The sequence below is a fragment of the Streptomyces sp. MnatMP-M17 genome (genome assembly GCF_900091995.1).
In the GTDB taxonomy this organism is placed as follows: domain Bacteria; phylum Actinomycetota; class Actinomycetes; order Streptomycetales; family Streptomycetaceae; genus Streptomyces.
In genome coordinates this window covers 1-11,901 of the sequence record NZ_FMDK01000728.1, presented here as the reverse complement: position 1 = coordinate 11,901, position 11,901 = coordinate 1, and the positions used below count along the sequence as shown (strand labels likewise).

The following is an 11,901-nucleotide window of genomic DNA, read 5'->3' as shown; positions in this document are numbered from 1 at the left end:
GCGGCCGTCCGGCTCGGTCTGCGGGACACGGCGCTCGCCCGCGCGGTGGCGCCGGCGGGAGGCATGACCGTGGTCGAGGCGATGCCCTCCACCGGTACACATACGCCCTCCACCGGTTCCCGGCGCGCCGGGATCGGTCCGGCCGTGCCCGTACTCGATCTGCCGGCGTCCGCGACCGCCGCGCGGACCGCCCTGCGGTTCACCGCGGAGGGCGACGAGCACGACCCCGGCCCGAGGACCGTATACGCGGACGAACTGGGCGGTCTCACCCTGCTGGCGGACTCAGTCGGTCCCGGCACGGAGCCGATCGCCGATGTACGGGCGCTGGAGCGCGCCGTCGCGGCGGCTCCCTGGGCCGCGTCGACGCTCCACGCGGTCGCCTTCGCCACGAGTCTGCGGGCCGCGGCGGCGGAGCTGACCATGCACCACTCCACGCTCCAGGACCGGCTGGCACAGGCGGAGCACTGGCTCGGCTGGCCGGTGCACGAGCCGCGCGGACGGCTCCGCCTCCAGCTCGCCCTCACCGTGTGGCGGCTCCACCGCAATCAGCATCTGTGAGCCCGGGCCCGGCGGCGGACGGCGCGGCGGTGCGGCAGGCAGGCGGACGGCGGACGGTCCAGCGGGCAGGGACACAACAGCGGCCGGGAGTGGTTAGGCTGGCCGACGATGTTCTCCCCTGAGGGCCCGACCCTTCGCGAACTCGCCGTGCAGGCGCTTTCGTCCGTCGAGCACGGCTATGACCTGCTGGCGCCGAAGTTCGACCGGACACCGTTCCGTACGCCGGATCAGGTGCTGGACGCCGTGGTGCGTACCGTCCGGCCGCTCGGCCCGTTCCGTACGGGACTCGACATCTGCTGCGGCACCGGCGCCGGGATGGGCGTGCTGCGGCGGCTCTGCGACGAAAGGATCGTCGGCGTCGACTTCAGCGCGGGCATGCTCGCCGCCGCCGGATCCGCGGTGCCGGATCTTCCCGGCGAACCGGCCGTGGAGTGGGTACGGGCCGACGCGCGCGCCCTGCCTCTCGCGCCCGCGTTCGATCTGGCCGTGAGCTTCGGTGCGTTCGGTCATTTCCTGCCGGCCGAGCGGCGAGCGGTGTTCGCCCAGGCGCGTGCCGCTCTCCGGCCGGGCGGTCTGTTCGTGTTTCCCGTGCCCGCGCCGCCCCGGGTCGGCTCCCGGCTCTACTGGGCACTCTGGGGTTTCGACTCGGCGATGCGGCTGCGCAATCTGCTCTGGAATCCGCCGTTCGTCATGTACTACCGCACATTCCGGCTGCCGGAGGTGCTGGACGAACTGGCCGGTGCGGGATTCACGACCGGTCTGCTGCCCTTGTCCGATCTCGGCCGCCGGCCCGACGGCAGTCCTCGCTGCGCCCTGGTGGTCGCGCGCGGAGCATGAGCCGGGCCCGGGCGGCCGGTCAGCCGTCCAGTGGTCAGCGGTCCAGTGGTCAGTCGTGCGGTGGCCGGTCCGTCCGTCTGTCAGCGGTCAGTCGTCCAGCGGCCGTCCCGGACCGCGCGGCCCGGGACGCTCGTCGAGCACCTCGGGGAACTCCTGATCGTGCGGGCGCGGCGGCTGCGGGCCATGGGCGGTCATGATGACGGTCTGCTCGATCCGTACGACGCGGTAGACGTCCTCGCCGATGATCACCTGATCCTCACCGCGTGCGACGGCCTCGGCGGCCCGTGCGAAACGCCGGCCCAGCTCACCGCCGTTCGCGGCCCGTACCAGCAGGACATCACGGAGATCCAGCCGTGCCTCCTCCTCGGCGGCGACGGCGGGAAAGAGCTGCCGCCAGCCGCGGTCCTCATGGAGCATCGCGGCATATCCGGTGTAGTGCGCGACGGACACCGGATCCACATCCGGACCGTCCACCGGGAAGGCGCGTCTCAGCGCCTCCTCGCGTGCGCCCAGCTCCAGCAGCCGCCGCGCCGCCGCTTCGTCGAATAAGCCGTCCGCCGTCTCGTCCGAGTTCGCGCTCATACGAGCAGAGTGCCGTATGACGGCGGTCCGCGCGGTACGGATACAAGGATCATCCGGTGGAAATCCGGCCATCTTTCCGTCATACGAATCCGCCACTCCGAGATGCCATAACCGCAGGCGGGACGCGGTTGAATGGGTGTGCTGGAGGCATATGGGGCACAGAGGCAGCCGAACAAGCGCGGGGAGCGTTGCGCCATGGACGACGACGAGAGGCGCCAGGAGCAGAACCGGCGGAAGGATCTTCGGAAGGACGGGCGGAGAGGCCGCGGAGACAGAGTGCCCGTCGCGCTCAAGGGCGTTCCCGAGACACTGCTGTGGAATCTGTACCAGCGCGCGTGCGACGCGCGCGATCCCACCTCCGCGTTCCAGGATCCGAAGGCGGTCGAGCTTGTCGACGCCGTCGACTATCCCTTCGCCGAGACCTTCGGCCCGCCCAGCCCGTTCCTGGCGCAGGGCCAGGCCCTGCGCGTCCGTACCTTCGACGGCGTCGTACGGCACTTCCTCACCGAGCGTCCCGACGGCACGGTCATCGCGCTGGGCGAAGGTCTGGAGACCCAGTTCTGGCGGGTGGACAACGGCCGGATGAGCTGGCTCACCGTGGATCTGCCGGAGACCGTGGCCGTCCGGCTGCGGCTGCTGCCCGACGGTGAGCGGCGCCGTACCTTCGCGTGCTCCGCCCTGGATCCGGCGTGGCCCGACCAGGTCGACACCGCCCGCGGTGTGCTCGTCACCGCCCAGGGCCTGCTGATGTATCTGCGGCCTCCCGAGGTCCGGGAGGTGATCGCCACCTGCGCCGAGCACTTCCCGGGCGGAGCGCTCGTCTTCGACGCGGTGCCGAGGTGGTTCAGCGCCCGTACGACACACGGCGGGATAAGAACCGCCCAGGGCTTCGCCGTCCCGCCGATGCCGTGGGGCATGGACGCGGGTGAACTGCGCAAGGTCTACGGCGCGCATCCGCACATCACGGAGGTGCGCGAGATACCGCTGCCGCGCGGCCGAGGCGTGTACTACGGCGCCGTGCTGCCGGTCCTGCGGCATCTGCCGGTCGTACGGAACCTCCGCCCGACGATGACCGTGCTGACGCGCTTCGCGAGGCGATGAGCCATCGGGTCTGCTACGCCGACTCGCCCAGGGCCGGCACCGCCGTTCCCGCCGCCTTCTCCACCAGCGCGATCCCTGCCTCCTTGCTGACACTGCCGCGTGACAGCACCGCCAGCAGATAGCCGTGTCCGTCGACCGTTATCCGCCCGATGCTGTTGATGTCCCACAGCCCGGTCGCGGTCCGCGGGAGCCAGCCGTTCTTGAGCCCGGTCGCCGGTCCCGCGGCCGACACGCCCCAGTCCTGGTCCGCCGCTACCCCGGCCATCAGCTCCTGTACATAGGCGCGAGAGGCCGCGCTCAGGTCGGACGCGGAGTCGTCGCCGAACACGGCGGAGAGCAGGACGAGCTGGTCCGAGGCGGTGGTCTGGGTCAGTCCCCACAGACCGTTGCCTCCCGCCGTCGTCGATGTCAGTCCCAGTCTGCGGTTCGCCGCGTCCAGGCCCGGCGCGCCGCCGATCACGGTCCACAGCGCGTCGGCCGAGGCGTTGTCGCTGACGCGGATCATCGAGTTCGCGTAGGCCCTCTCGCCCGCCGTGAGCCGGCGGTCCTCGTCCTGCGCGTGCAGCAGCAGTGCCACCAGGATGTCGACCTTGACGATGCTCGCCGCGTCGTACGTGGTCCCGGCGCGGACACCGTACGACGCCGTGCGGCCGTCCTCGGGATCGAGCACCGCCACCGAGAACGAGGCCGAGGTGGACTTCACGACCGGTTCGAGCCGCGCGGCCAGCGTCTCGTCCGGATCGGCCGTCGGCTCCGGCTCGGGCTCCCGGCTGACCTCACGGGACCGCAGCACGCCCATCGCTTGCGGCAACGGCAGGGACACGGCCGTCGGCCGGGGCCCGGGAGACGCCAGGAGCGCGTCGGACCCCGGCACGGCGGGCGCGTCGCCGCCGGCGGTCATGAGAAAGCCGCCCGTCGCCACCCAACCGGCGACAAGGAGGGTGGTGACGGGGTGCGGAGAAGCGATGCGGTGCCGGGACATGGCGTGAGAGTAGAAACAAAATCTGAGCTGTGGCTATGTGCCAGGTAAAAGCTCGGTGACGAACCCGGGCCCGGTCCGGTGCCGGGGGGGCTCAGCCCGGCGCCGACGGGCTCAGCGACCGCCGGGAAAGTACCGCTCGATGAGATCGTTGCGGAACACTCCGCGCGGATCGAGCTTCGCCGTCAGCGCCTCGAAGTCCGTGTAGCGCTCGTAGAGTCCGCTGACCTGCTCCGGGCCCATGGTGAAGACCTTTCCCCAGTGCGGTCTGGCGTCGAAGGGCGCCAGCGCCTCCTCGATGGCGGCCAGCACCGGTGTCAGGGCGGCCTCGTCGGGATGCCAGGTGAAGTGGAAGGCCACCGAGTCACGTCCGTACGCCGGGCTCAGCCACAGGTCGTCGGCCGCGACGGTCCTGATCTCACCGATCTGGAGGAGCGGCGCGATCCGCTCGCCGATCGCGGTCAGCGCGTCGAAGGCCGCGAGGCCGTCCTCCCGCGCGACGAAGTACTCGCTCTGCAACTCGTCGCCGTTGCTCGGGGTGAACTCGGGCCGGAAGTGCGGCAGCCGCTCGTGCCACGGCCCGGGAACGCCCGACTGTACGGTGCAGGTGCCGGCATCCATCCCGGGCACCGGATGGCGCGGACCGTCCGCGAGCACCGCGCCCAGCCACGTCTCCGGAGCGGGATCCGGATCGCCGTCACCGATCCGCTGCTTCAGCCAGACCTGGTCCACCTGGTCGGTGCGCCAGCTCGTGAAGAGGCTCACGCTGTACGCGGCGGACAGGACGTCGTCGAACCGCTCGCGCAGCCGCGCGTACGGGAGTCCTTCGTACACCCACTGCCGGAAGTCGTGTCCCGGCACCAGATCGAGCGTCATCCGGGTGACCACACCGGCCGCGCCCAGCGCGACCACCGCGCCCGCGAAGTCCTCGTCGCCCCGGGCGAGCGTGAGCAGTTCGCCGTCGGCCGTGACGAGTTCCAGCGCGCGGACCGCAGAGGCCAGGTTTCCGTTGCCGGTCCCGGAGCCGTGTGTCCCGGTGGCGCAGGCTCCGGCGACGGAGATGTGCGGGAGCGAGCCGAGGTTGTGCAGCGCCAGCCCGGCCCGGTGCACGGCGCCGGTGAACTCGGCGAACCGCAGGCCGGCACCGACCGTGACCGTGGCGGCCGTCGTGTCGACCTCCACGGTCCTGGGCAGTCCGGCCACCGAGATCAGATCGCCATGGGTGTCCGCGATCGTGTTGAACGAATGTCCGCTGCCCAGTACGCGCACCGAGCTGCTTCCGGCGACGATCTCCCGCAACCGTTCCATGGAGGGAGGCGTGTGCACGCGTGCCGCGTTGAAGGTGATGTTGCCGGCCCAGTTCCGCACCACCGGAGGTATGGCGGTGTCATCGGGGGCGACGGGGTGTCCGGACGCGTGGGGCACTGGGTTTCTCCTTCTGCGTTTTCGTACTGCCTGCGTTTTTGTGCTGCCAGAACGGTCTCGTGCTGCCAGAACCTTTCTGCTCTGCCAGGACTCTGACATGCGCGTGGTGCGGACGAGCGGGCAGTGTGCCGCGACTAGGGTGTGGGCTCGTCCAGGCGGCCCGGCCGGCTCCGGCGTGGAAAGTAGGTGTCCCTGTGCCCGAGGAGGAGTTTCCCGTGGCGCGGCGGTGGGCCGTGGGAGCGCTGCTGAGCATGACCTTCGCGAGCGGTCTGGTGGACGCGGTGAGCTATCTGCGGCTGGGACACGTCTTCGTCGCCAATATGACAGGCAATGTCGTTTTTCTGGGGCTCTCCATCGCCAAGGCGCACCACTTGTCGGTGGTCGGTCCGGTCGTGGCCCTGACGGCCTTCGTCCTGGGCACGTTTCTCGGCGGCCGGCTCAACAAGCACTTCGGCCGGCGGCCCCGGTTCTGGCTCGCCGCCGCCTTCGCCGGGCAGGCCGCCCTGCTTGCCCTGACGGCCGTACTGGTCGGCACGGGTGTACTGGCGGCCGAGGGCGGGGCCACCCTGCTGATCGTCGCGCTGCTCGGCGCCTGTTGCGGTCTCCAGAACGCCACGGTCGGCCTTCTGGCGCCGCGGGATCTCACCACGTCCGTGCTCACCAGGACGCTCACCGCGCTCACCTCGCAGAGTGTCTTCGGCGCGGGCACCGGGGCCAGGCCGCATCGCAGGGCGGGATCGGTGGCGGCCGTGTTCACGGGCGCGGCCACCGGAGGGCTGCTGCTCCAGGTGACCTTGGCGGGAGTCATCGGCCTCGCGGCCGTGGCGGTCACGGGCGCCGCGGTGGTCTTCGCACTGGCGCCCGCCACGCGCACGGCCGCCGCGCGCGACTGATCCGTACGGTTCGATCCGTACGGCCGGACCTGATCCGTACGGTCCGGGTACGGGACCGGGCGCTTACGGCTTGCGGCCGACGCCGCTCCACATCGGGATGTCGTCGGCCGGTATGTCGTGCGGGCCCGGCCGCCACCGCGGCAGTGACACCACACCGGGCGCCAGCAGTTCCGTACCGTCGAAGAAACGTTCCACCTGGTCATGCGTACGAGGTGTGGCGGCGGCGTGCGCGGCGGCGCGCTCGTTGTAGACGCGCATCGACTCGGCGACCTCGGCGGCGCTGATGTCGGACGCCGGGTGGGAGATCACGAGATGGCTGCCGGAGGGCAGCGCGTCGAGCAGCCGGCGGACGACACCGTACGGATCGTCGGCGTCCGGGATGTACTGGAGGATCGCGACGAGCATCAGCCCGACGGGCCTGCTGAAGTCCAGCGTGCGCCGCGCCTCGGCGAGGATCGTCTCCACGTCGCGGGCGTCGGCCTCGATGTAGTCGGTCCGCCCTTGGGCCGAGCCGACGAGCAGGGCGCGTGCGTGGGCCAGCACGATCCGGTCGTTGTCCACATAGACGACGCGGGACTCCGCAGCGACGGACTGGGCGACCTCATGGGTGTTGTCCGCGGCGGGAATGCCGGTGCCGATGTCCAGGAACTGCCGGATCCCGGCCTCGCCCGCGAGATGACGGACCGTCCGGCCGAGGAAGGCGCGGTTGGCGCGGACGGAGGGAACGATCCCGGGATTGGCCTCGGCGGCCAGTTCGGCGGCCTCCAGATCGGCGGGATAGTGGTCCTTGCCGCCCAGCCACGCGTTGTACACGCGGGCGGGATGGGCCACGCCCGAATCGAACTCCGGCGGACGCTCCATACTCATCACATTCACCCTCTCGGCCCGTTCTCCCGACGCGATCTTCGCGGCAGCCCCAGCGTACGCACCCGACCGCACTCGCGGAGCCGCTCTCAGCACTCCGCGCACTCCGTCAAGTGCTCCTCGTACCAAAGGCTGTGCTCGCGGCGGGCCCACCGGGCATACCATCAGACGTTGGCATGGACATAACTTGGTGGGGATTCGCCGCGCTCGCCCTGGCGGCGGCGCTCGTCGGCTTTTCGAAGACCGCGGTGAGCGGTGCGAATACGGTCAGTCTGGCCGTGTTCGCCGCCGTGCTGCCCGCGCGTGATTCGACCGGAGTGCTGCTGCCTCTGCTGATCATGGGCGATGTGCTCGCCGTACTGACCTACCGGCGGCATGCCCACTGGCCGACTCTGTGGCGGCTGTTCCCGGCGGTCGCCGCGGGCGTCGTGGTGGGCACGGTCTTTCTGCTCTGGGCCGATGACGCGGCCGTCCGTACATCGATCGGGGCGATCCTGCTGCTGATGGCCGGAGTCACGGTCTGGCGGCGGCGCGCCGGCGGAACGGACGGTGCGAAGGAGACGGCGGACACCGGCCAGGACTCGGGCGACACGGATCGCCCGGGGCCGTCGGGCGGTCGCCTCAAGGCCCGTTCGTACGGAGTGCTCGGCGGGTTCACGACGATGGTGGCCAACGCGGGCGGCCCGGTCATGTCGATGTATCTGCTCTCCGCGGGCTTCCGGAAGCTCGGCTTCCTGGGCACCTCGGCGTGGTTCTTCCTGATCGTCAACACCTCGAAGGTGCCGTTCAGCGTGGGACTCGGTCTGATCGACGCCCACTCGCTCCTGCTGGACGCCGCCCTGGTGCTCTTCGTGCTGCCCGGCGCCTATATCGGCAAGGTCTGTGTGAACCGGATCGACCAGCGGCTCTTCGAGCGCCTGGTGATCGGAGCGACCGTGCTCGGCGGACTTCAGCTGCTGCTGCGCTGAGCGCTCACTGCCCTGCCGCCCGGATCCGCCCTGGGGTTCCGACATGAGTGCCTTACGGTGCTTTCATGCGTAAGGATCATGAAGGTGACGCCCGCTCGGGCGGTACGCACGGCGGACACCGGACCATGGCCGGGAGGTGGGCCGCCTTCAGATCCTCGCCCTTCCTCCCGGCCACCGTCGTGACGGTCATCGTCGCCGCCGCGGCCGGGCTCTTCGCCGGTTCGTACACGTACAACATGGCCAACCCGACACCGCACCGCATCCCCATCGCCGTCGTGGGCCCTCTGCACACCAGCGCCGCCACCGCCTTTGTGGACGGTATGGAGAAGCGGCTCAACACCTCGCTCGAAATCCATCCCTTCGCGACGGGCGCCGCCGCGCGCCACGGAGTGGAGGAGCAGGAGGTGTTCGCGATCCTGACCGTGCTTCCCGGCCGGGTCGATCTCGCCGTGGCGAGCGCCGCCGGCGCCTCCGTGGCACAGGTGCTCACGGAAGCGGCGCCGGCGGTGGCCAGGTCCGTCGGTGTCCCGGTGCGGATCAGCGATGTCAAACCGCTCCAGAAAGGCGATCCGCGCGGTCTCGCGCTCTTCTACATCTCCCTCGCGGCCGTGATCCTCGGCTTCGTCGGCGCCACTCAGCTCTCCGTCCACGCGAAAGCGCTCGACCCTGGCGAGCGCATCGGCTGCATCGTGGTCTACGCCCTGCTGGGCGGCTTCTCCATCGCCGCGGTGGTGGACTGGTGGCTGGGCGCGGTCCGCTTCCCGTTCGCCGAGTCCTGGCTGATCCTGGCGTTCACGATGTTCACCACCGGGATGGTCTTCACCATGTTCCACACCCTGATCGGGCGCTGGGCGTTGATCCCGACCTGGGGACTGATGGTGCTGCTGGGCAATCCGTCCTCCGGAGGTGCCGTCTCCTGGCCGCTGCTGCCGTCCCTGCTGGGCCATATCGGCCGCTGGCTGCCGCCCGGCGCCTCGATCAACGCCCAGCACACCGCCGTCTACTTCGGCGACGCACAGCATGTGTTCCCGTTCGCCGTGCTGGCGGGCTGGGCGCTGGTGGCCACGGCCGTGTTCCTGATCTGGCACAAACGCCATCCCGGCGGCCGACGGGAGCGTACATCCGCGCACGCCGCTCCACCGCCGGAGGGCACCGGACGCGACCAGGATGCGGGAGCGGTGTGACCGGCCGGGCACACTGCTCGTACCCTGAGCGCCATGAACGCAGGGGGCCAGGAAAGACGCGTGATCGACGGCCGGTTCGAGCTGCTCGGCCGGCTCGGCGCGGGCGGTATGGGAATGGTGTGGCGCGCCCTTGATCTGGCGCTCCACCGCGAGGTGGCGCTCAAGGAGGTACGCCCGCCCGATCCCGCGCTGCTCGCGGCGGATCCGGCGGCGGCCAGGCTGCTGCGCGAACGGGTACTGCGGGAGGCCAGGGCGCTGGCCAGGATCGATCATCCGGCCGTGGTGACGATCCATCACATCGTGGACTCGCCGGAGATGGTCCATCCCTGGATCGTCATGGAGCTGGTGGCGGGCCAGTCGCTCCAGGAGCGGCTCGCCGAGGGCACGTTGACGCCCGTCGAGGCCGCCACGATCGGACGCGGAGTGCTGGCGGCGCTGCACGCGGCGCACGCGGCCGACATCCACCACCGGGATGTGAAGCCCGCCAATGTCCTGCTGCGGCCGGACGGCCGGCCGGTGCTCACGGACTTCGGTATCGCGGCGCTCCGCGAGGCCACCGGTCTGACGGCCACCGGTGATCTCATCGGCTCTCCCGACTACATCGCGCCGGAGCGGATACGCGGCGACGAGAGCCGTACCGCCTCCGATCTGTGGTCGCTGGGCATGCTGATGTACGTGTCGGTCGAGGGCCGGCATCCGCTGCGCCGGGCCACCTCCCTGGCCACGCTGGCCGCCGTGCTCGACGAGGAGATACCCGCGCCCGTCCGGGCCGGAGCACTCGCCCCGGTGCTGATGGCGCTGCTCGACCGGGATCCGGACGCACGGCCCGACGCGGCCGAACTGGACCGGCTGCTGACCGCGGTGGTGGACGGGCCCGGCTCCGCGCCGGGAGAGGCCGACGCGGTGGTTCCGGAAAAGGCGGACGCGGTGACTCCGCATCAGCCGCCTCAGCAACCGCCTCCCACTCCGGCCACCCGGGTGCTGACACCGCCGTCGCGGTACGAGCAGCGACCCGCGTCGCCGTATTCCGGCTTTCCCTCGTCGGCGAATCTGTTCACGCCGCCCGCGTCACCGGCCCCGCGCGGCTCCGCGTCTGGTCCCGGACCCGTGTCCGGCACCGGCGCTCCGGCCCGCCTGGCGGGCGGCGCCCGCAGGCCTCCGTTCGTCCCGATCGCCGCGGCCGTCGTCGGCGTCGGGCTGACCGGAGTGCTGATCTGGGCGCTGCTCCCGTCGCAGGGCGACAAGGGCGGCGACGGCAACACCCCCGGCGCGGACCGGCCGGGCACCAGCGCCCCCGCCGATCCATCCCCACGGTCCTCGGAGTCCTCCGATCCGGTCACCTCGCCCCAAGGCTCCGACGAGGAGTCCCTGTTGACACCGTCGGGCGTCAGAGCGGTGATCGGAAAGCTCAAACCCGTCATGGGCGGCACGGAGGTCAGCAAGTTCAGCCTCTACAGCGACCATGCCTCGGCTGACGCGCTCATCGCCGGGAGCAAGGAACTGTACGACTCGTTCGACTACCGGGATGGCCAGGTCACCAAAAGGGATATGGGCGGCACACTGCCCGACGGCGAGGGCACCGTCGACCTCCTGTCCTTCGACTGGGACGCCCTTCCAGGTCTGTTCAGCAAGGCCGAGAAGGACCTCGGTGTCGACAAGCCGACCAATCGCTACATCTTCATCGATCCATCGTGGGCCTTCGCCGACGACCAGCCTGTGCTGCTCGTCTATCTCTCGGACAACTACGGCGGTGCCTATCTGGCCGCCGACCGATCAGGCAAGGTCCTCAAGAAGTACGCGCGCGGCGACTAGGTGCCTAGGCCCTGACGGTCGAGAACCGTCTGATCGAACACGGCCCTCGGGCACAACCACCGGGCCCTTTCGTGTGTCATTTCAGACGAGTGGCACAGCACGACCCATACCGGCCGTGGACGCGTCCGACGCTGTGCCGCCCTTCATCGATCGACCGCGAAACGGGGAACCTCCATGCGTATCCGTCCCGCCCTCGCCGCACCGGCGGCAGCGGCTCTCGCCCTTCTTCTCGCCGGTACCGGCATGTCGGCCGCCGTCGCCGCGCCCGCGGCCCTCGCCACCTGTCAGCAGGGCTCGGTCGAGGTGACCGCCGCCCGGGGCGCCACGGCCCATGTCGTCCGTATCAGCGTCACCAACGGAAGCGGGCGCGCCTGCGTCGTCGACCGCATCCCCACCGTCACCTTCGGGGATCTGGACGGCGCGGCCCAGCCCGTACCGCCGTCGGAGAGCGCCCCCTACCGGCTCGCCGCCGGAGGCTCCGCGTACGCCGCCGTGCGCACTCTCGACCCGGCCGCCGAGGAAAGCCGTACGGTCTCCTCCCTGACGGTGGCGGCCGATCCGTCGCACTACGGCGAGGAGTTCACCGCCGCGTCCCTGGGATCGCCTCGGGGCATCCGGGTCTGGGAGCCCGTCACCACGCTGTGGCAGCCCACCCGCGCCAAGGCGGACGCGGCCCTCGCCGCCGCAACGCGCTGACA

Annotated in this window: 12 protein-coding genes; 8 read left to right on the top strand and 4 right to left on the bottom strand. The window is 70.8% G+C overall.

The features are described from left to right. A partial coding sequence (locus GA0115259_RS29310; protein ID WP_141716733.1) for a helix-turn-helix domain-containing protein occupies positions 1-558 on the top strand: 558 nt, incomplete at its 5' end. A gap of 108 nt (positions 559-666) precedes the next feature. Next, complete coding sequence (locus GA0115259_RS29305; RefSeq protein ID WP_093602610.1) at positions 667-1,395, top strand: class I SAM-dependent methyltransferase; 729 nt, start codon at positions 667-669, stop codon at positions 1,393-1,395. Positions 1,396-1,482: 87 nt separating this feature from the next. On the opposite strand, the gene GA0115259_RS29300 is transcribed toward GA0115259_RS29305, so the two are convergent. After that, the gene (locus tag GA0115259_RS29300; protein WP_093602608.1) at positions 1,483-1,977 is read right to left on the bottom strand and encodes a DUF5954 family protein; all 495 of its coding nucleotides are present in this window, start codon (positions 1,975-1,977) and stop codon (positions 1,483-1,485) included. Between the two features lie 195 nt (positions 1,978-2,172). Here GA0115259_RS29300 and GA0115259_RS29295 point away from each other — a divergent pair, with 195 nt between their 5' ends. Beyond that, complete coding sequence (locus tag GA0115259_RS29295; protein WP_093602606.1) at positions 2,173-3,078, top strand: class I SAM-dependent methyltransferase; 906 nt, start codon at positions 2,173-2,175, stop codon at positions 3,076-3,078. A gap of 13 nt (positions 3,079-3,091) precedes the next feature. Here the strand turns inward: GA0115259_RS29295 and GA0115259_RS29290 are convergent, their stop codons facing one another. Together GA0115259_RS29290 and GA0115259_RS29285 are read right to left on the bottom strand one after the other, a co-directional pair. Next, positions 3,092-4,060 carry a serine hydrolase gene (locus GA0115259_RS29290; RefSeq protein WP_093602604.1) on the bottom strand — a complete coding sequence of 323 codons (969 nt, stop codon included), beginning with the start codon at positions 4,058-4,060 and terminating at the stop codon, positions 3,092-3,094. A gap of 111 nt (positions 4,061-4,171) precedes the next feature. Further along, the gene (locus tag GA0115259_RS29285; RefSeq protein ID WP_370748647.1) at positions 4,172-5,482 is read right to left on the bottom strand and encodes a D-arabinono-1,4-lactone oxidase; all 1,311 of its coding nucleotides are present in this window, start codon (positions 5,480-5,482) and stop codon (positions 4,172-4,174) included. Between the two features lie 215 nt (positions 5,483-5,697). Here GA0115259_RS29285 and GA0115259_RS29280 point away from each other — a divergent pair, with 215 nt between their 5' ends. Further along, positions 5,698-6,375, top strand: a complete 678-nt coding sequence (locus tag GA0115259_RS29280) for a YoaK family protein (RefSeq protein WP_141716732.1) — start codon at positions 5,698-5,700, stop codon at positions 6,373-6,375. A 63-nt stretch (positions 6,376-6,438) separates the two neighbouring features. On the opposite strand, the gene GA0115259_RS29275 is transcribed toward GA0115259_RS29280, so the two are convergent. Next, on the bottom strand, positions 6,439-7,242 hold the full coding sequence (locus tag GA0115259_RS29275; RefSeq protein ID WP_093602600.1) for an SAM-dependent methyltransferase: 804 nt from the start codon (positions 7,240-7,242) through the stop codon (positions 6,439-6,441). Between the two features lie 173 nt (positions 7,243-7,415). Between GA0115259_RS29275 and GA0115259_RS29270 the strand changes: the two genes are divergently transcribed. The 4 genes from GA0115259_RS29270 to GA0115259_RS29255 all read left to right on the top strand — a co-directional run bounded on the left by GA0115259_RS29270 (position 7,416) and on the right by GA0115259_RS29255 (position 11,899). Next, on the top strand, positions 7,416-8,207 hold the full coding sequence (locus tag GA0115259_RS29270) for a sulfite exporter TauE/SafE family protein (RefSeq protein WP_093602598.1): 792 nt from the start codon (positions 7,416-7,418) through the stop codon (positions 8,205-8,207). Positions 8,208-8,272: 65 nt separating this feature from the next. After that, positions 8,273-9,391 carry an ABC-2 transporter permease gene (locus GA0115259_RS29265; protein ID WP_370748645.1) on the top strand — a complete coding sequence of 373 codons (1,119 nt, stop codon included), beginning with the start codon at positions 8,273-8,275 and terminating at the stop codon, positions 9,389-9,391. A gap of 33 nt (positions 9,392-9,424) precedes the next feature. Further along, positions 9,425-11,203, top strand: a complete 1,779-nt coding sequence (locus GA0115259_RS29260; protein WP_093602596.1) for a serine/threonine-protein kinase — start codon at positions 9,425-9,427, stop codon at positions 11,201-11,203. 174 nt (positions 11,204-11,377) lie between these two features. Further along, on the top strand, positions 11,378-11,899 hold the full coding sequence (locus GA0115259_RS29255) for a DUF4232 domain-containing protein (RefSeq protein WP_093602594.1): 522 nt from the start codon (positions 11,378-11,380) through the stop codon (positions 11,897-11,899). Positions 11,900-11,901 lie beyond the last annotated feature (2 nt).